Source organism: Paenibacillus cookii, from assembly GCF_018333375.1.
Classification (GTDB): Bacteria; Bacillota; Bacilli; order Paenibacillales; family Paenibacillaceae; genus Paenibacillus_AQ; species Paenibacillus_AQ cookii.
Map to the genome: position 1 here is coordinate 122,433 of NZ_BORW01000009.1, position 18,808 is coordinate 141,240.

Annotated in this window: 14 protein-coding genes; 3 read left to right on the plus strand and 11 right to left on the minus strand. The window is 46.2% G+C overall.

Translation table 11 applies throughout. The features are described 5' to 3' along the window. Positions 1 to 4 precede the first annotated feature (4 nt). From KI367_RS11290 to KI367_RS11315, 7 genes are all read right to left on the minus strand, one after another. The gene (locus KI367_RS11290) at positions 5 to 742 is read right to left on the minus strand and encodes a methyltransferase domain-containing protein (RefSeq protein ID WP_212949671.1); all 738 of its coding nucleotides are present in this window, start codon (positions 740 to 742) and stop codon (positions 5 to 7) included. Beyond that, positions 735 to 1,895, minus strand: coding sequence for a type III polyketide synthase (locus KI367_RS11295; protein ID WP_306433234.1), 1,161 nt, complete (start codon positions 1,893 to 1,895; stop codon positions 735 to 737). Before KI367_RS11295 ends, KI367_RS11290 begins: the two co-directional genes overlap by 8 nt. 207 nt (positions 1,896 to 2,102) lie before the next feature. Beyond that, positions 2,103 to 2,540: an Hsp20/alpha crystallin family protein gene (locus KI367_RS11300; RefSeq protein ID WP_212949673.1), complete on the minus strand. Its 438-nt coding sequence runs from the start codon at positions 2,538 to 2,540 to the stop codon at positions 2,103 to 2,105. 327 nt (positions 2,541 to 2,867) lie between these two features. Continuing rightward, positions 2,868 to 4,562 (minus strand): M3 family oligoendopeptidase, encoded by a 1,695-nt coding sequence (locus KI367_RS11305; protein ID WP_212949675.1) that lies wholly within the window; start codon positions 4,560 to 4,562, stop codon positions 2,868 to 2,870. Between the two features lie 107 nt (positions 4,563 to 4,669). Continuing rightward, positions 4,670 to 4,801: a hypothetical protein gene (locus KI367_RS27455; protein WP_281422505.1), complete on the minus strand. Its 132-nt coding sequence runs from the start codon at positions 4,799 to 4,801 to the stop codon at positions 4,670 to 4,672. A 17-nt stretch (positions 4,802 to 4,818) separates the two neighbouring features. Continuing rightward, positions 4,819 to 6,462 (minus strand): recombinase family protein, encoded by a 1,644-nt coding sequence (locus KI367_RS11310; protein ID WP_212949677.1) that lies wholly within the window; start codon positions 6,460 to 6,462, stop codon positions 4,819 to 4,821. 270 nt (positions 6,463 to 6,732) lie between these two features. Then, complete coding sequence (locus KI367_RS11315; RefSeq protein WP_212949679.1) at positions 6,733 to 7,494, minus strand: hypothetical protein; 762 nt, start codon at positions 7,492 to 7,494, stop codon at positions 6,733 to 6,735. 273 nt (positions 7,495 to 7,767) lie between these two features. Here KI367_RS11315 and KI367_RS11320 point away from each other — a divergent pair, with 273 nt between their 5' ends. From KI367_RS11320 to KI367_RS11330, 3 genes are read left to right on the plus strand one after another with little or no spacing between them, the layout of a single operon-like run. After that, positions 7,768 to 9,246 carry a tyrosine-type recombinase/integrase gene (locus KI367_RS11320; RefSeq protein WP_212949681.1) on the plus strand — a complete coding sequence of 493 codons (1,479 nt, stop codon included), beginning with the start codon at positions 7,768 to 7,770 and terminating at the stop codon, positions 9,244 to 9,246. 39 nt (positions 9,247 to 9,285) lie between these two features. Continuing rightward, on the plus strand, positions 9,286 to 10,413 hold the full coding sequence (locus tag KI367_RS11325) for a tyrosine-type recombinase/integrase (RefSeq protein ID WP_212949683.1): 1,128 nt from the start codon (positions 9,286 to 9,288) through the stop codon (positions 10,411 to 10,413). Next, positions 10,410 to 11,351: a tyrosine-type recombinase/integrase gene (locus tag KI367_RS11330; protein WP_036715667.1), complete on the plus strand. Its 942-nt coding sequence runs from the start codon at positions 10,410 to 10,412 to the stop codon at positions 11,349 to 11,351. Before KI367_RS11325 ends, KI367_RS11330 begins: the two co-directional genes overlap by 4 nt. Positions 11,352 to 11,715: 364 nt before the next feature. Here KI367_RS11330 and KI367_RS11335 read toward each other — a convergent pair whose 3' ends face one another. The 4 genes from KI367_RS11335 to KI367_RS11350 all read right to left on the minus strand — a co-directional run bounded on the left by KI367_RS11335 (position 11,716) and on the right by KI367_RS11350 (position 18,633). Next, positions 11,716 to 13,002 (minus strand): McrC family protein, encoded by a 1,287-nt coding sequence (locus KI367_RS11335; protein ID WP_023554867.1) that lies wholly within the window; start codon positions 13,000 to 13,002, stop codon positions 11,716 to 11,718. After that, the gene (locus KI367_RS11340; protein WP_212949685.1) at positions 13,002 to 15,362 is read right to left on the minus strand and encodes a DUF8426 domain-containing protein; all 2,361 of its coding nucleotides are present in this window, start codon (positions 15,360 to 15,362) and stop codon (positions 13,002 to 13,004) included. The genes KI367_RS11335 and KI367_RS11340 overlap by 1 nt, the downstream gene beginning before the upstream one ends. Before the next feature lie 154 nt (positions 15,363 to 15,516). After that, entirely contained in the window at positions 15,517 to 16,053 is a 537-nt protein-coding gene (locus KI367_RS11345; protein ID WP_028537358.1) for an HD domain-containing protein, read from the minus strand. A gap of 39 nt (positions 16,054 to 16,092) precedes the next feature. Next, positions 16,093 to 18,633: a DEAD/DEAH box helicase gene (locus KI367_RS11350; protein ID WP_246536850.1), complete on the minus strand. Its 2,541-nt coding sequence runs from the start codon at positions 18,631 to 18,633 to the stop codon at positions 16,093 to 16,095. Between the last annotated feature and the right edge of the window lie 175 nt (positions 18,634 to 18,808).

Consider the following 18,808-nt stretch of genomic DNA (forward strand, 5'->3'; position numbering starts at 1 on the left):
CCCCTCAACATTTGTTCCCTGCGTGTCCTTTTTTGAAAATCACGACCGTATACCGAAACAACGGTTTCCACCGGTATTTCAAATCATAGCTTCCATGCTGCTTGATCGCCTCGCTTAACCTGTTCCAATCCTTGGCTTGAAATCCTTTCGCGACGGAAAGCGGCCCGTCATGGCGGATATAACGGTTTTTGGAGAAGATGCGGGCTGCCAGCCAAACCGCGGACCAGGCCAGCCAATGGCGGTGAATGTCGCTGATGACGATGCCGAGCCTTGCGGATTTCAGCATATGTCCCGTCACTTCCGCCAGCCGCTCGTCCGGAAAGTGGTGCAGAAATTGCGAACATATAAGCATATCGGCCGCCGACTCGTCAACGTCGAACACGTTTCGCCTGATCGCACGGACGCGAGGTTCGTCCGTAAATATCCGACTGGCTTCGCGGCAAGCTTCATCGGTCATGTCTACCAACGTCATGCGGATCCGGATGCCGTTGCGATCGGCCCAGCGGAGAATTCGGCGGTTCAATTCCCCCGAACCTGCTCCGATATCCATCACATGAAGGTCGTTCGGGCAGCCTGAACGCCTCCATAATTCCTTCACGCCGCTTAATACCGGTCCAGAGGCTGCGAATATCCGATTAAGCAGTCGTAGATGGCGGAGCGCTTCCTCCAGTTCCTTGCCGCCTGCATCAAAATCGTCCATGTATTCTTCTTGGGGCGAACGGCCGTCGAGCGCTTTAAACATATGCGCCTTCACTCCCCGCCGATTGTACCGCTTCCGCTTTTGATAAATAAGTAAACGCCATCAGCTCCGCCGTTAATCCCGGACCAAAAGCAAGCGAAATGCCATCGGCCCGATCGATCTCCTGTCTGGCCAGCTCGGATTTCATTTCTTTCAGGACAAACAAAATCGTGGCCGACGACAGGTTCCCGAAATTTTTCAAGACGTTGCGGCTGTATGAAACCTGAGATTCCTCCAAGGCAAACATCTCCCGCACGGCGTCTATGATGCCCCGCCCTCCGGGATGGATGGCCCACAGGGACGGCAAACTCCGCTTGCCAAGCAGCATTTCTGCCTCTTCGCGCAGGAAAGATTTCAGCCGTTTAGGGATGTCTGGTGACAGATACAGATCGAATCCCCGGTCCCCAACCCTCCAGATCATTTCCTCCCGCGAATCCGGAACCAGCACGGCATGCCCTTGGCCAAGCCGGAATACATGCTCCTGACCGTCGGCGGCGGTTTCAACGATGCACGCTGATGCGCCGTCTCCGAAAAAGGACGCCCCGAACAGCGTTTCGCGGGAGGTCGGCGGCTGAAAATGGATGGTGCAAAGCTCGACGCAGACGATCAGCACCTTGTAATCCGCTTGGCTTTCGGCGATCGTTCTGGCGAGCTGGACCGCTTTTAGCCCGGCATGGCAGCCTTGAAACACGAGCGGGATGCGGTTCACCCGCCAAGGCAATCCCAATTCCTGGACGAGCATGGAATCCAATCCGGGCAGAAACTGTCCCGTACAGCTCACTGTAATCAGATGCGTGACGTTTGCCGGGCCGATCCCGGCATCCGCCATCGCTTCCCGGGCCGCATGGACGGCAAGCGGGACCGATTCCCGTTCATATGTATTCATCCGGTGCGCCGTCGACGGAACCGGCATGCCGGGTCGGTCGGGCAGATAACGGCATTTTCCCGCCGGCTCCAAAAATTCCGGTTCGCACGTATAACGCGTTTCGACGCCGCATTGCCTGAAAATTCTTCGGGCCCATCGCATGATGTCCAAATCATCTCGGCAGGACTCCGCGATTCTCTCAAAAACTTCATCCTGCTGCAGCTTGTACGGCGGGATGCTTGTCCCGATCCCGGTGACCGCCGTTCTGCCCGCGTATACGGATGCCATCATCTGCGACTCCGCCCCTCTCTTCGAAAACCATATTCAGACGCCGTTCACCGGCGTTGACACGATCGTACCGTTACTTCCTAAAAATAAGTTATGGTGAGACAAGTTTATTCGAAAAAAAGATAGAATATGCTACATCAAGCAACGATGCAAAAAAGGACGTATCCGGTTTACCCGGAATACGCCCCATCATGTGTATCCATTCGAAACTTATTCAACGGAAATGCGTTTCGTGCCGTCCGTATCCTGCGCTTTTTTCGGAATTTCGATGCGGAGCACGCCGTTTTCCAGTTTGGCCCGCACCCCGTTCCCGTCTGCGCGGTCAAGATAGAACCGGCGGACGAATTCGCCGTAATGACGCTCGCGGCGGATCACTTTTTGATCCTCGTCTTTCGTTTCGAACATGTCGTTTCGTTTGGCGGAAATGATCAATTCATCCTTCTTAAGTTCGATTCGGATATCGTCTTTCTCGAAGCCCGGAAGTTCCGCGTCGACGTAATACGCCTTTTCGGTTTCGCGAAGATCCGCGCAGAATGGTTTCGTGCCGAATTCGGTTACTCCGAAGGAATCGAATATATCGTTAAAAGATTTCATCATGCTGTTAAAGAAGACGTCGCTTCTCCGTTGGAAAGGAATCAAATCAAACATATCGTGTTCCTCCTTTGGTTTATGAATTTGCAAAATCGGCCTTCATTGCCGGCCAACCTGCGCAATATTTCGGTTCATTCGGCGATGAACCTTACAGTTATATTGTACGTTTCTTGCAGCTTTCGGGCAAAGCCGATCTTGTATGAAATCCGGCGGTTTTAAGCGGTAGAAGGCGAATTTGAGAATTTGACTTTATCTGACTTTAATTGTCTTTGACTTTCTTTGACTTTTATGGACGCATGAAAAAACGCCTGCCTTCGGATGAAGCGCAGACGTTTTGGGGTTGTTGCAAATTTTGAATCCACCCGGACTCTATAGGAGGCCGGATTAAAGAACGGAATCGTCCACCTGGTTGAGCCAGTTTTCAATGTCTCCGATGACCGACGCCACGCAGCCGTCTTCAAACGGCGACTTCAAGCCCGCGTATTCGACCAAGCCCGTAAACGATTGGCTTCCGCCCGCTTTGCAGAGCTTCAAGTAATCGGCCCAGGCAGCCTTGTAGTCTTCGTTCATGCGCTTCCAGAATTGGAATGCGCACAGCTGCGCCAGCGTGTAGTCGATGTAATAAAACGGCGATTGGAAAATATGGCCCTGCTTATGCCAGAATCCGCCGCGTTCCAGATAATCGTTGTCTCCGAAATTGCGGTGAGGCAGGTATTTCTTCTCGATTTCGCGCCAGGCCTGCTTCCGCTCCGCCGGGGTCGCATCCGGATTCTCATACACAAAGTGCTGGAATTCGTCGACGGACACGCCGTAAGGAACAAACAGAAGCGCGCTGCTCAAATGATCGAATTTGTATTTTTCCGTGTCTTCCTCGAAGAACAGATTCATCCAAGGCCAAGTGAAAAACTCCATGCTCATGGAGTGGATTTCTGCTGCTTCGTACGTCGGCCAGTGGTATTCCGGCACCTCGAAATGGCGGCTGGAATATACCTGGAACGCATGGCCCGCTTCGTGCGTGAGTACGTCGATGTCTCCGGACGTGCCGTTGAAGTTCGAGAAAATAAACGGCGCGCCGTATTTGCTGATGTACGTGCAATAACCTCCGCCCTGCTTGCCTTTCTTGCTGACGAGATCCATGAGTCCGTTTTCCACCATAAAGTCGAAAAATTCCTTCGTTTCAGGCGACAGCTCGGAATACATTTTTACGCCGCGTTCCAAAATCCAGTCCGGATCTCCTTTAGGCGCGGCATTTCCGGTTTTGAAACTGAAACCGTCGTCGTAGATGTACAATTGATCCACGCCGATCCGCTGACGTTGGCGTTCTTTGAGCCGGGTTGCTACCGGAACGATATGCTCGAGAACCTGCTTGCGGAAATTGGCGACCATTTCGGCGTTGTAATCCGTGCGGTTCATCCGTACGTAAGCCAGCTCGACGAAGTTTTTGTAGCCCAGCTTATGCGCGATGCGCGTGCGCACCTTGACGAGCTCGTCATAGATGCGGTCGAAATCCGCCTCATGTTCGGCCATGAACCGGTAGCGGGCTTCCGATGCCCGGCGGCGCACATCGCGGTCCGTCGACAGTTCGAACGGAGTGAGTTGGGTCAGCGTGCGTTCTTCGCCTTCAAACGGAATTTTCGCGGAGGCGATCAGCTGCGCATATTCGGTGGCCAGCTTATTCTCCAGTTGGAGGTCTTCGATGATCTCGGGACTGAACGTTTTGAGGGCCAGCTCGGCGAGCTGGAACAGTTGGGTGCCCCATTTGGCCTCAAGCTCCGCCCTGAATTTGGAATTTACCAGCGCACGGTAAAAATCGGTTATGTATTCCTGATAGATTGGCACGACTTCGTCAATATAGTCCTGTTCGGCTTTGTAAAACGGATCGTTCGTATCGACCGAATGGCGGACCGTTACGATCTGTGCCATCGAATCCACTTCCCCGCGGAGATGGTTGATCTCGGACAAAACCTGCTCCTGATCTTCCAGCCGCTCGGCGGATTCGAACCGTTGCACGAGCTGTCCGAACTGTTCCTTGATCGACTCGATATCCGGACGCTCATATTTGTATTCGCTGAATTTCATTCGTTGACACTTCCTCTCATCCTTAGGATCATGTCTATTATACATGGAGATGAGAAGAAGATTCTACCACCGTTCAAAAAAAATTTAATGTTGACTTTCTTCAGCCGTCAGCCCGCTGACCATAAAAGCACGATGACCGCGAGTTGGACGCTGAAAAATAATCCGAGAAGCAGGAGAACGATGATAGCCAGCAATTTCCCTACAGTAAAAGCTAGTTTTTTCCAATTGATATGTTTCACCCTTCCAGCCTCCCGAATCATACAATTTCTTGAGGTTGTGAACACGAAACGATGTCGACTTCATGCTGAATAAATTGTTGGCGTTTTAACTCATCTAGTGCTCCGACTGCAGTAATCTGTACTTCGTTCCCGTCGTATCGGATAATGATTTCATCAACCAACATCTCTACAATATGGCGCTTTTCCTCAAGGGTAAGCTCACCACCGGCGCTCTCGATAAAGTTTCGGACAGCCTTGGAGACCTCGGCAATCCGATTGGCCGATATTTCCTTCTCCGCTTGTTCAGACAGCTGCTTTTCGTACCCCGCAAGCTCCTGCTCCAGCGTCCTCAGTCCGGCATTGATTTTTTGCATTTCTGTGAGCATCTCCTGCTCATCGATGACCTCCCGCTTGAACATGATTTTGATTTTTTCCTTTTCCTTCTCCTTCTGCTCCAGTTGACGTTTGATGTGGTCCGCGGCGGATTGAAGTTCCAGGTTAATCTCATTCGATTTGCTTTGCAGTCTTTCCATATAATCATCGGGATCCGACAATGTCTCCAAGATCAGCTTCCAGACGTAATGGTCCAGCATATCGGCGCGTAACGTTTGAGTCGGGCACTTCTCAACTCCTTCACCGTACTTCTTCGGGAATAGGTTCGGACACCTATAGCAGGTATAACGGATCTTTTCTCCCGTTTCTTTATTTACTCGGCCTGTATAAGTAGTTGCTTGCCACATTCTGCCGCAATGCCCACACCGGATCATGGATTTTAACAAATACTCATACTTTACATTTCCTGACCGTTTCATGTTTTTCTCTTTCTGCACCTGGGCTAATTCGAACAGATTCGGGTCAATGATACTTGGCACGGTAACCTCGATCCAATCCTTCTCCTCGCGAAAGGAATATGTTTTTTTCGGTGTACCGTTCTTGGTTTTCTCCCCGCGAATCTTCCGGGTTTCTCTACGATTGTAATAGAATTTGCCGATGTATACCTCTGAAGTAAGGACCCTTCGAATAGAACTGGCGCTCCAGTTCCTGCTTTCCCCCCGTTTGGGTACCGCCCCTAAGGAATAGAGTCGATCCCCGATTTCACGAAGCGTATAGTTCTCATGAACATACCAGTGGTATATCTTCCGGACAAATTCGGCTTCCTGCTCATTGATAATCAAAGTATTTTCATGAAGGTCATATCCATAGGGAGCCACACGCATGGGCATGATCTTCTTATCTTTTTCCACCGCTTTAAGTCTTCCGCGTACCGTCCGCTTCTTGATTAAAGACAACTCGTATTGTGCTATGGAACTCATCAGGTTGAAAAAAAGCTGCCCTTCCGGCGTATTCCGGTATTCCGTGTCCACGAACACCAGCTCGATATTGCTCCGCTCCAGCTCACGGCAAAGGATTAATTTATCCGTCAAGTCCCTGGTCAACCGGTCGGGGTGGGTAACAATCAAGCGACGGACCAGCCCTTGCGCAACATCTTGTCTGAATTCATTCATGGCGGGCCGATCGATATCTTCACCTGTGAATCCTTCTTCGCGATAAACTTTGATCATGGATTCGGGAATTCCCAAGTCTTTCGCTTTCCGCATGCAAATCTCAATTTGTGCAGCAAGGCTTGTGCCCTCTGATGCTTGCATGCCTGTAGAAACCCTTGGATATATGGCCGTATACATGGAGGTTCGCTCTTCTCCTTTCTTATCACTATCACTTTCCAGTATGGACAAAGAGAGAAACAAAAAAACCGGCTTATTCAGTCGGTTTCAAGATCAAACGCTTTAGGATGTAATCGATAACGGCATTTTTGGCCTCTGCAGCGGATAAGGTGTTTGAGACTTGAACTGAATCACTACATAAAGTATGAGGCACATATACGATTTTGATTGTCGGCATTCGCTCCATACTTTTCACCTCAATACACCTTATTCCGTCTGCGGTTTGTCCTATCACAATCGCATGTCGTTTTGGATATACTTGAACTCCGATTCCATGATTCGAACAATAGCCGATTCATGATCCGCCCCAATGAATGTCCAGTACCGGTACCCAGGCACAACGGATTGGGTAATGAAGCCAGACCATTTGAAGGACGTCGACTTTAGCCCGGACATGAGTTGGTCCAAACTCAATAAGTTAGCTTGATAAAGATCAACGACGATCACATCCGCTCGTGATTCCAAACGGATATAACATTCTTGATCCGTGCTTGCCTGGATGGCATATCCATTCACATTTCTATTTCGGCCTTCAGCCATTCTCAATAACGGGATTATGTCTTTCATATGAGTTAATGCTATCCCACTAAAATCATAATTTTTGAAGTTCCATCGCTCTACAACAGACCCATCCTTATAAACCCAATCAAAAGGTACGCGGTGGATGATGCCAAATTGGGCTAGCAGCTCATTGGTAAATCTTCTTCTATATTTCACTGGATGATATAGGTCAGAAATCGTTGAAGAAGAATCCGAAAAATCCCCCAGCAAGAGTGTTCTTAGCTCCACCGTCCTTAAAGCAAAAGCCTGAATCAATGCTCTTCGACGATTAGGCAAGGAGAGCTTCCGCAGCAGAATTCCGAAAGTTAGTGGGTCAGTAGCTGCTAGTTGCTTAACCTCATACCAGTCTTGATCATGCCTGCTGATATAAGTGATTTCATCTATTTCATCCTTGATGAATTGGAAAGCCAGTTGAAGAAGATCTACCTTCAACCTAAGCTTTACCCTCCATCAGCTTAATCCCGTATCAAGGCATCCATCATCATCTCTCCATATATGGAGCAGATTCTTGTTTCTTTCGACCGAAATCCTCGCACAACCCGAAAATCCAACGTGTTTTTGCTCCAAATGTGGAGCAACCGGGACAGAAGTTAAAGCAAATGATACCTTTACATCAATGATGAGGGTCACCGGACCCCACCTCCTTTCTAAGCAAAAACTGCGGTCTGAACGGTCGAACTAACAGAATCTGAGGGAGAGATGCAGATGGATAGCGATCAGGATATTAGAGATATGGATATATTCCGATCAGATCATTGGAAGCAAAATGCGAAAACTATTGCAGAGATTGCTTCTTATGAGAACTCTACTTCGCAAGAATGTTTACAAACTGTCCCAACTGGCAATCATGATATTAAGAGTCTTAGTTGGGAGAAGGTGCTCACGTTCTTGAATACCATGTATGCATTTCGTTGGCCTGAAGAGGACGTCGAGATATGTTCACCAGAAAGTGGTTCTCTTGCATTAAATGAATGGATCTTTTCAACCCAGATTCAAGGCAAAATCTTTGCCCCCGTGCTACTGGATTACCTTGATAATAAAAAGTCGATCAAATCCACCAGCTACTTTTCTTTGATGGAATACGCACTAGAGCTCATTGATTTTTTTAAAACCCGTTATGGGCTTGATGCTAGATCCATTCAAAACAAAGAATTGGCAAATAAAGATGCACTTATTAATTTCATTGAGCATTCTTCCTACAATTTCGTTCAACGTGACATGATTCTAGCAATAGCTCGCAAATTAATCTCTAATGGGTTCGAATTAAAGAAATCAACAAACGGTATTTCTACAAAAAAGAGGACTCAAGATATAAATCATCCCGCTATCACTGCGCATATTAAAGATTTACACCGTTCAGGAGTCAAGGAAAAAAGCGTTAACGGTAAATATAAAATCAGTTACGCCCTATTTTTAAACTGGTTGAATAAAACATACGTTCAGTTCCAGAGCACTTCATGCGATGAATTACCATTGTCATTAGTTACTGAGGAGCATCTACTCGAATTCAAGCAATATTTACTCCGTTTAGAAAAGAAAGGGATCTATATCAAGCAAACGGTTAGCAATTGTTTTTACGGTATCCGATTCCTTCTGGCTAACCTCTATAAATTGGGCTGGCTTGCTAAAGACATAACAATGGATGTTACAGGAATCCCGTACGAGAGATACTATTATCGCGAGTTACCAACAGATGCTGAACTCCAGTGTTTTTTTCATAATATCCAACTCTATTCTGATCATCCCACATTGGAACTGGCAGCCTTTGGGTTGATGCTTTGTCTCGGTTTGCGAATTCATGAAGTTGCTAACATTCGCTATCAGGATATCAATGTCGAGAATAGAACCATCTCTGTCTTCGGAAAAAACGAGAAATCGGCCATGCTACCCTTACCTGATCCGCTACAGAATTACTTTCAAAAGCTTGTTGTCAACAAAGGTCAAGATGTCCATCTGTTTGGAAACAACAGCCAATCAACTATTCGCAAATTAAGGGCACAGTACAAACTTTATTCTTTTGTCTCGGGATGGAAATATCCAGGGGGGCCCCATTTACTGAGGCACACTTTCATCAGCAGGTTGTCGGAACGTACAGATTCCCGTCACAATTGCTTATGTACTTGGCAAGGCATGATCGGCCAGAAATTACTGCACGATACGTCCACCGGAGCCCCAATCAATTAACAAGTGCTGTAAACAAAATCAATTACTGAGGAGGTTCCCATGCCTAAAGTAATCAACGATACAAAGTATACCGAACTTAAAGAACAACTGAATCAGCTGTTATGTCTTTATGGTCCAGAGAAAATGCGGCAAGTTATGGAAACCTTGCCTGTCCAGACACAGCCAAAACCTAATATGCCCCCGGCAGTGCGGAACGTTTCATTTCTCGAAGCCGTTGATGCTTTCTATCAAAGCAGCAAGTTTTCTGGACTTAGCCGGACCACGCAAACAACGTATCGGTCAGAGATGAAACTTTTCCAGCAACATGTGAAGGAAAAGTTTGGCGACGATCCGCAGTTTGAAAAGGTATCAAACGGCGAATTCTTGTCCGACTATATTAAGCTTAATGAGGATCCTAATACAAAAGCCAAGAAGTCTTCCTTTCTTCGAACCTTCATAAAGACCACATACAAAATATTCTTTGGTCATCAGGATCTCGGGGACTTGAAGACTATACTACGCGTTCGATGGTCAAACGATGACGCACCAAAAGCCTTTACTAAAGTGCAGATCGCGGAAATCTTGCAGATCGCTCAATCTCGTAACCACGATAGCCTTTACACTGCAATTATCTGGACTTTCCTTGGGAGTGGAATTCGCATAAACGAGCTCTGCCATCTAAGAATCGGTGATATCACTCCTGATACTCAAACAATCAAGGTAACACCCAAAGGGGCTGAGAATACCAAGAAAGTCCGAAAAATCAACGAGCTCGCCTTAATGATGCTCACAGATTTTATAGAGAAAAAATACAGTCGCGCTCGCGAGGTGATGCCAGATTCCGATTATCAGAGGCTCTATATCTTCTCAAGCACTGCCGGGGATAAACCCATTACATCTAGAGCCATTCAGCAATTTATGAAACGTATTATTCGCGAGTCTCGGTCGATAAAAGAGGAAGACAAAGATCGTTTAGGTCCTCACTCTTTTCGTCATTCTTTTGCCGTTCAAGGCCTTGAAGCGGGAATCGATATCTATACTCTTGCAAAGCTTCTCGGTCATGAATCGCTCGATAGTACGATGAAGTACTTGAGACTTTTCGACGATCAACTGCGAGACGCCATAAACAAACACCCATTCGCTCAAGAGGTTGTTCAGAAAATAAGAGAAAGGCTGGAGAACAAATGAACCGTTTATTATTGGATTCCACATACTATGCCAACTGGAAGAAGCATACTCACCTCAAGGATTCAGCAATTTACACATATAGCCGCCAGTTCATGAAGTTTGAACAATATCTGAGCTTAGACTTTGAGGGAGAATTGGATTTCGACAAATTTTACTACGACACGGAATCTGAGACCTATCGACCTATTGATGCTGATTGCATTGATGGTTATATTCAGTTCCTGAAGCAAAATTTTCAGGCATCAAAGAATACCATTTTCAATAACATTGTTTACCTGAAACACTTCTTCACGTTACTCCACGGTCTTGGGATGATTAAAAATAACCCCATGAAAAACTATCCGAATCCGTATTATGAACGCCGAATAATAGATCGTTCCCTCTCCATTGGTGAATGTCAACGATTATTTCAAGCAGCGCTTAAAGCCGATCCATTTGTCCGGAAGTTCTACATCCTCATATTGCTAATGTCAACGACCGCTCTTCGAAACAGGGAGATTATACAGCTATCGTACGAACAGATTGATTTTGAGCGCAAGGTTATTCTGGTGAACAAAGGGCAGAAAACCTCCTCCGAAGTCGTTTATATGCCCGATTCCCTCGTTGTTGAGTTGGAGCGTTATTTGCATCATCCGGTTGTAGAAGAATGGCGGAATTCCGGACATTCCGAGGTTTTCTTTGAAAACAATCGACCACTAACAAAAGCAGCATTAAACCGAATCATCAAGAATCTTTGCCTAGAGGCCGGCATACAAAAGACAGTCACTGCCCATAGTTTTCGACATACAACGGCATACTTGATGCAGAGCAGTGGGATTGACATTATCGCTATAAAACGACAACTACGCCATAAGCAGTTATCAACAACTTTGCGATATGTTCCTCCAGTTGACGCTGCGAAGCTGCTGAATGACGCGTGTTCCGATCTTCTTCAATAACAACAAAAAGAACCCGAAGAAAGCAAAGAAAAAATGCTTCATTCGGGTTCATTATTTGAACAATTATAGTACACAAGGACAGACTACTCCCGTGTTGTAATTAATCACCATAAAGGGAATTGGATACCGAAAGCACCTGGCTCGAGGAAATGGTATCAATCAACTGTCCCGCGAGGACATGATTTGGGCCAGAGGATGGCCACTCATTAGGCTTCCGTTGGGAACAGAAGCGATAGAAGGAACAAATTTATTATATAGTGGATGTGCTTTGAAATCAATAATAGCAAAGGTCACTGTTGCTCGGCTAGTTCTCGTATCTCATAAGGACTAGCCTCTTCCGGAACTTTCATTTCATGCTCCCTTCTTAACTCTCAAAAAAATGGCATATTAACTTTATGAACTCTTTTTGTATTTGATCCAGGTCTTCGGAAGCAATGTCAATATGAAGAGCTGATATCCGGATCTCCTGATTTCCGTTATGTATCAAATAGGTTGCTAGCGGATTCTGGAAATATTTATTCGCACGGAAAACTGGGTATACCAGAAACAACCGATTGCATTGATAACGGACTGCATAGGCCAACATTTGGTAAACATCCGACTCCGAAAGTCGAGTATTCTCTTCAGAAATGGGATTTTTATATTTCGCATCTACAATCATTTCGATTGGCGTGTCTGATCCTGCTCGGCTGCATGCGATTGTAATATCGGGTCTGAGCAGAAAAACCTCTTTTTCAGCATCCAAGTAACGTTGTGGCGTCTGATAACGGACCACCCAATCATCCGAAGATAACCCCTTATCCAACCATTGATATAACGAGAACTCAAATAATTGATTCAATGGGATCAAAAAGGTAAAGGTACGCTCGTCGCCCGCATGGACCCCAGGTTGACGGTTAAGGTAAAACATCTTAGCGAGTTCAAACACCGGCCGATAGTCTTCGTTTAACCGATTGAATCGTACTCTTTGGAACATCGATTCGGTAAGCCGGATGGGACAAATATCCTCTAAAAGCAAAAGCGCATGGCTCAAACTAGTTTTGTTTTCCTCGTTTTTCGTCAATGTTCTAAGTGAAATCATTGTGGCTTTAATGATTTGGTTAAGCAGATTGTCTTCCGTGAATTCCTGATAACTAACATAATGCTTATGCTTAAATCCCCCATTCCTGAGCAACTGCCGCTGAAAAAGGATCCTTCCTCTAATGAAGGCCAGGTTGCCCTCAAAATCTTCATATTGACGATGAATTTGCTTCTGAAAGAGTTCCAAGAACCTCTTAATGAAAATGTGAATGAAAATCTCCAGCAAATCTCCGTTCATAGCCGCTATAAGTTGAGGTTCCGGAATATCTTTGACTGAAAGGAACCCGCTAGATGCCAGCAAACGGAACAGCATCCGAACGGACGAACGTTTTTCCTCTTCGAAGTCTTCAGCGGATGCCGCATCTTCATAAAGTTTGGGCAGAATCTGTAGCTGCAAGGAAGGAGTGGCGATAAATCCAACATACTTCCTTAGCAGCACTCGGTTATCTACACTGAAGCTAATATTTTGCCTTCCCCAAATGGACTCCAACGAAGATAATTCCATCCTATGTTCATTCGAGATTGGTTCCAACGAATACCTGTCTTCAAAGACGGTGATGAGTTTCGGCATCAGTCTTCTATTCCTTTATAGAGGGTCAACAAGGCCTTCTCGAAGTCGGAAACCGTATCTTTATCGGAAGGCTGCGTGCTTAAGAACCGCATGCTTCCGGATTTCTCGAAGAACTTGGTTCCAACAACCGACTGAATAGCAGCGACATCGTTGTAGAAGTATTCAGCGATTAATGGCAAAATTTTATAATACCAGCTCTTAAAAAGATCATCGATCGTTAAAACATCCATCAAATAGGCGTGGCCGATCCGATGGTCTCGATCCAGCTTCTCCGATATTTTTTCGTTAAGGCTGCGCAAAAGACTTGCGAGTTCCACCGAGCCCACTTTTGCTGTATTTTGTTCGAAAACCGCATAATCTGGTTCCATTTCCGCGAATACGAACCGTCTTCTTAGCGCGGTATCCAGCATCGCGATCGATCGATCGGAAGTATTCATCGTACCGATAATATACAGGTTCCTAGGCAACGAGAAAGGCTTTTTGGAATAGGGCAAGATCGTGCTGACCGTTTGCCTTTTGTCCTTTTCAATCAATGTTATCAGTTCGCCAAAGATTTTAGAGATGTTACCTCGGTTGATTTCATCGATGATCAAATAGTATGGTTTTTGCTGATGCTGCTGTGTCTTAACCGTTTTATTTATATCGTTGGAAATACCGATCAATTTCTGAACGTCGGACATGTGAATTCGGGGAAGCTCGTAAATCGTTTTGAGAGTAAGACTTACTCCGCCGTTCATATCGTAAATATCCGCGGGGTCCGTAAATTCTTTCAACCACGCAACCGGCCGGACATGTGGCGCCACATGTCCCTTTCTGTAAGCATAATCCCCTGTTATCACACCAATATCCCGAATCGTCCGAGGGCCATCATAGACAAATACGATATCACCTCGTTCCATTTGGTTAATGAGAGTATCTAGCGTATTGGCATCCATTGTAGGCTTTTGAGCCCCATCATCCCGCTCATTCTCAAGCAAGGAATAAATTTCGTCATATGATTTGTCTGTAAGGTCGATGTGATCGAGAAAATCGACCGCTATTTGTTTGCCCGCTTTACATTGGTTGTAAATGTGATCGCTGTTGCGGCGGCCGAGCGATACTTTCCAGACCCGGGATCCCGAATGTATGAACTCGGCTCCCGAAATACCGGAGGACTCAGATTCCGCTTTGATAATTTGTGCTGACGCGTCTTCCACCATCTTTTTCAGAACGCCAGGCTCCACGCGGTACCGAATCTCACCACCTGCTTCGTCTTGCTTCATGTCTTCTTCCAATTGGGGGCGAATACCCTCAATAAATTCCTCATACGAGTAGGACTGGTGGAAAGTGATGAAACGTACCCGTTCTTCCCGTTCAACTTGGACGAACGGGATATATCTTTTACTGAATGTATACTCAAACGCTTCAATGATGTTCTTCGTAGCGAACGTCTTCCCTGTTCCCGGCGGTCCGTATAAAATCAAATTGGGGTTGAAATCCAGCAACTCAGCATACGCACGGTATTGTTCAAACAATTCCGGCGCGTCCTCGACATCCGAAGATTCTAACGCATGCGTGATTGGCGTTTTCCCATCAGTTCCAACTTCCATATTCGGTTTGCTGATCGGTGTCTTGCGGCGGCCAACCAAGACGTTGTCATAAAGGCGAATAGGATTATCCACTACAAAATAACCTTGCTTTTCCAATTCATTCAGGACGCTTTTCAAATAGTTACGTTTAATCGGCGCTTCCTCTTCGGCAAATTCAAGCAACTGTAGCAATGTATACCGTTCATTGACGGAATTTTTGTCCTCGTACAGTTTCTGCAAACTGGCATAAGGTTGGGATTGTCCATTCTTCCATTCCAATATCCCGACTATTCTTGATGTTACGAGATTGTCGATTACAACCATGATGTCGTTTTCTGCAACTGGCGGGAGTTGAGAACTTAGTGTGACGTAATAACGACGAACCGATGTAAAAGAAAGCTGATCCCAGTTTTCCATGGGAAACGCCGAGGTTGTCTCAATGGGAAAGAAACCGTGACCTGGAGTAGCTTTGTTAATTTTATTAAGCAAGTTGAGATCCAAATTGAAATATGGACTTTTAATAAATTGCACGACGGGTACAGGATGCGGAAACCGCTTGATTTCTTCGAAAAAAACAACACCTGTATCCGACGGATTAATAGGATTTACCTTATGCCCATATTCCCTCACTTTCCATAACGCAATTACGTTGGCATTGGTCACCACAAACACGAAATCCCCCGGTTCGATCCCTCCGTACCAGGTACTCTCCTTGGCGCCGGCGGCGTAATACTTCTCTTGGATTTGATGCGGTCTTCTACTGTCAAACTTGCCGAAATATACTTTGCTCATATTGGATCTCCTCGATTTCATTTATTGAAATGATGATAAATCTCATGCGGATATAAGTTCAATAGCTGCATCAGCGCTGTGCAGAAGCCGATCAGGATGATTGGCCCTTCACTATTCGACTGAAACTCGATCCCGCGTTCCACCAAATAGTTAGCTAGACGATCGAAGTCTGCCTCATATTTCGGGACTCTTCAAGCAACTTAAACCGTGATTTGTACCCGAGGCCTTCCACCAGCCCCTTATAGTACCATTCCTGACTATCACGTCCTCGTTTGAAACGAGACCATGCCTCCTCACCGTACTGCTTCAAGTCCCTCTTAATCGAACGAATATTGTGTAGTTTGTCTGCACAGGACGTCTGCCGAATAGCAACGGTTGCATGTTTAAGTTCATCGAGCGTATGCTGCTTTCTTTCCTCCCATGATGCACCTTTGTCCGGTTCTGAGCAGCCTTTTACGATTTCCAATACTTTAGGACCGAAGAAGGCCAGTAAATCCTCCTCCGTTGTATCGGTATCTTCCAACGTGTCATGCAAAATTCCAGCCGCGACAACTTCCTCCGAACAACCTGCCCGCTGCAAAATCATGCCCACAGCATAAGGATGACTAATGTATGGTATCTCTGTGCCTTTTCGGCGCTGTTCCCGATGTGCAACGGCAGCAAACTCAATTGCCTTATCGATTAAAGTCATGGACACGGTTTCCTCCCTTCAATTTCAAAGATCAGTTTCTCATGAATGGTTGCAAACCGGATATTTTTGCAGGTGATTAAGAACCAGCAAAGCCCCAGCCTTATGCAGCGGCTCATTCTGCTTCTCACAATGAAACAGCTGAATGCAGGATGGGCAGCCGTCCGAACAACCACAGCTGCTAATGATCAGTTGGGCTTTCTCCAATAGAACCCCGAACTTTTCAGCGACAACCTCGAGTATCCCCGAACCTCCTCCTGCTTGGCTGTCATAGAAGAACATCCCGGGCATTCCAAATAAGGCAGAGCCAGAATAAAAAGAAGTGTGTTGAAAATCGGCCATACTGCACCTTACAACAGCCGGTATCGCCGAAGCTATGGCATGTTCAACGGCATGAAGGCTTCCCTCAACCAAGTTCTCCAAGTCAATGGACTCGCAATTCTGCACATCCTTGAGCAGACCCTTAAGTTCATCCCTTCCTTGGTGGTCCCACATCAGCCAAAATGCCTCTGTTTGGAAACTGACAGGATATGTGTTTGTTAATTGCACAGTTTCTGGAGGCGTTGCGCCGTGATTGTAGATTTTTTTGTAGCCAAATGTACTTCGTTTTACGATGATGTTTCCAAGATTGGATTTGATCGCCGCGTCACTTATCAGAGGATTGGTTATATCATGGATTTCAATGCTATCACGAACAATTCCGCGAGTATGGTAATCCGTTCTTACTGGCTCTACAACCACTTTGCGTTGCCTGTTATTGACCCACTTGACCTTATAGAAGGTACGATTGTCAGGTCCCAGAAATACTGCATCCACGTGATAATCTCTTATTAAGGAACGCTCATCTACACTTTGAAACAAGATGTCCTCATTCCAGCCGTTCTTGGTTACAACCGTATAAGTAGCCCCCATTGTAAACAAAGTTTGATATCTTGGCGTTTCACCATGATAGAGGAGTTTTCCTTCGATCTGCTGCCACTGGTCGCTTGCTTCCGCAACCACCTTGCGAAGCGCCGAAGAGCGAACATAATTCATAGCATTGGTCAACGTTCCTCCCAGTTCGTGAGCTGCGTATGCGAGATGCTCCTTTAATAGCTTGGGATTCGTTGTATTAATCGCTGCTGATTCAGGCGGGAGCTTAAAGAATTCTTCAGGATTGTGGGCAAAGTATTGCTGCAATGGCTCTTCCTGAAGCATCATAATCACCACACCGTCTCTGCTGCGTCCCACTCGTCCAGCCTGCTGCCAAAAGGAAGCCTGGGAGCCAGGGTATCCGAGTAAGATACATACATCCAGACACTTCACATCAATTCCGACCTCTAGGGCGCTAGTAGTGACCACTCCAAGGATCTCGCCTTGCTCAAGTTTTTGTATGGTTCGTTCTTTAACTTCTTGCGTGAGGTATGCATGGTACGGCAGAAAAAACTCATGTGGTTCGTCTGCCGAAAGCCCTCCATGATCATGAAGATGGCTGCGCAATATCATGTTTAATTCACGACTTAAAAGCTGGGCTTGCTGGCGGTTGCTTGTGAAAATGATACTTCTCGGCCATCTTCCATCCTTGTAGATCGTGCGCAGAATCTCATAGAGATCGGAAACAACGGCCCTTTTCTTTTGCTCATCGTCTGATAAGCCCGGATTCCACATCAAAATCGCTTTCTTCTTTACTGGCGCTTGTACTCCCGATATTTCATGAAATCCTTTCATTCCACGCATTCCTGTTAATTCTTCAGCTAGATACTTTGGATTAGCAATTGTAGCCGAGCAGGCAATAAACTGGACGTTTTTATTTCCCAACCTGTCACATAACATTCTTAATCTGCGAAGGACCAAAGAAACCTTTGAACCTAACAAGCCTGAGTATTGATGAAGCTCATCAATAACGACAAACCGAAGATTTTGCAGAAAGCGCAACAGCCCAGGGCCTTTTCCCTTAGGCGAACCTGCACCTTGAAGAATTAAATGCAGATAGTGTACGTTGGTCAGCCAATAGCGCCCCTCAGAGAACACGAAGCTAGATGCCTGATCTTTTCTCATATGCTCTGGAACGTTACGTTGCCCGTGGAGAACCCCAACGGATAATTGCTGTCCATTAACAGAGAATCGAGAAAATCCATTAAGCGAGATTTGATTCCCCTGCTCTTCTACATCATCAGCCCATTTTTTCAAGTGAGCGTACTGGTCCTCGACTAATGCCTTGAACGGGGCCAAATAAAGCGCACAGGCATTCGGATCAGCAACCAATTTTTCGATGATGGGAACATTGTACGCCAATGATTTTCCAGATGCGGTTTTCGTGCAGAGAACGACATTTCTGCCTTCACGGATGTTCTGTATAGCTTCCCCTTGATGCTCATACAGTTTATTAATCCCCAGAGAATGAAGCTTCCGCTGCAGCCAACTGGGCATAAGGATTTGGTCAGCATAAGCGCCTTGGTTGGCGTCAATTTGATGCACGTGGACGTCACTTCGAATACGAGTTCCGAGTTCGAGCAAATTCTGGACGAGTTTTTCACTATCGAATACATGTTGAACAGGAAGTCTTCGGTCTGTGAGCAATTCCATTTCTTCCGGTGTCAGCATGTCGTCCAAGATTGAATGTCTATCATGTGAACAATAAACGCCGGATGGTTTGTTTATATAGGACTCCGTATCGGGTTCAAGGGAGCGCCATTCTGAAACTCGAATCCCGTTTGCCCGTTGATGGATCTTACGGTAATAGCCCTTTGGATCCGCCTTATAGCTGATTTGAATGAAG

What these genes read in the sequence shown, in the direction of transcription:
- KI367_RS11290 (WP_212949671.1), bottom strand. Translation starts at nt 742, where the DNA reads ATGTTTAAAGCGCTCGACGGCCGTTCGCCCCAAGAAGAATACATGGAC.
- KI367_RS11295 (WP_306433234.1), bottom strand. Translation starts at nt 1,895, where the DNA reads ATGATGGCATCCGTATACGCGGGCAGAACGGCGGTCACCGGGATCGGG.
- KI367_RS11300 (WP_212949673.1), bottom strand. Translation starts at nt 2,540, where the DNA reads ATGTTTGATTTGATTCCTTTCCAACGGAGAAGCGACGTCTTCTTTAAC.
- KI367_RS11305 (WP_212949675.1), bottom strand. Translation starts at nt 4,562, where the DNA reads ATGAAATTCAGCGAATACAAATATGAGCGTCCGGATATCGAGTCGATC.
- KI367_RS11310 (WP_212949677.1), bottom strand. Translation starts at nt 6,462, where the DNA reads ATGTATACGGCCATATATCCAAGGGTTTCTACAGGCATGCAAGCATCA.
- KI367_RS11320 (WP_212949681.1), top strand. Translation starts at nt 7,768, where the DNA reads ATGGATAGCGATCAGGATATTAGAGATATGGATATATTCCGATCAGAT.
- KI367_RS11325 (WP_212949683.1), top strand. Translation starts at nt 9,286, where the DNA reads ATGCCTAAAGTAATCAACGATACAAAGTATACCGAACTTAAAGAACAA.
- KI367_RS11330 (WP_036715667.1), top strand. Translation starts at nt 10,410, where the DNA reads ATGAACCGTTTATTATTGGATTCCACATACTATGCCAACTGGAAGAAG.
- KI367_RS11335 (WP_023554867.1), bottom strand. Translation starts at nt 13,002, where the DNA reads ATGCCGAAACTCATCACCGTCTTTGAAGACAGGTATTCGTTGGAACCA.
- KI367_RS11340 (WP_212949685.1), bottom strand. Translation starts at nt 15,362, where the DNA reads ATGAGCAAAGTATATTTCGGCAAGTTTGACAGTAGAAGACCGCATCAA.
- KI367_RS11345 (WP_028537358.1), bottom strand. Translation starts at nt 16,053, where the DNA reads ATGACTTTAATCGATAAGGCAATTGAGTTTGCTGCCGTTGCACATCGG.
- KI367_RS11350 (WP_246536850.1), bottom strand. Translation starts at nt 18,633, where the DNA reads ATGCTGACACCGGAAGAAATGGAATTGCTCACAGACCGAAGACTTCCT.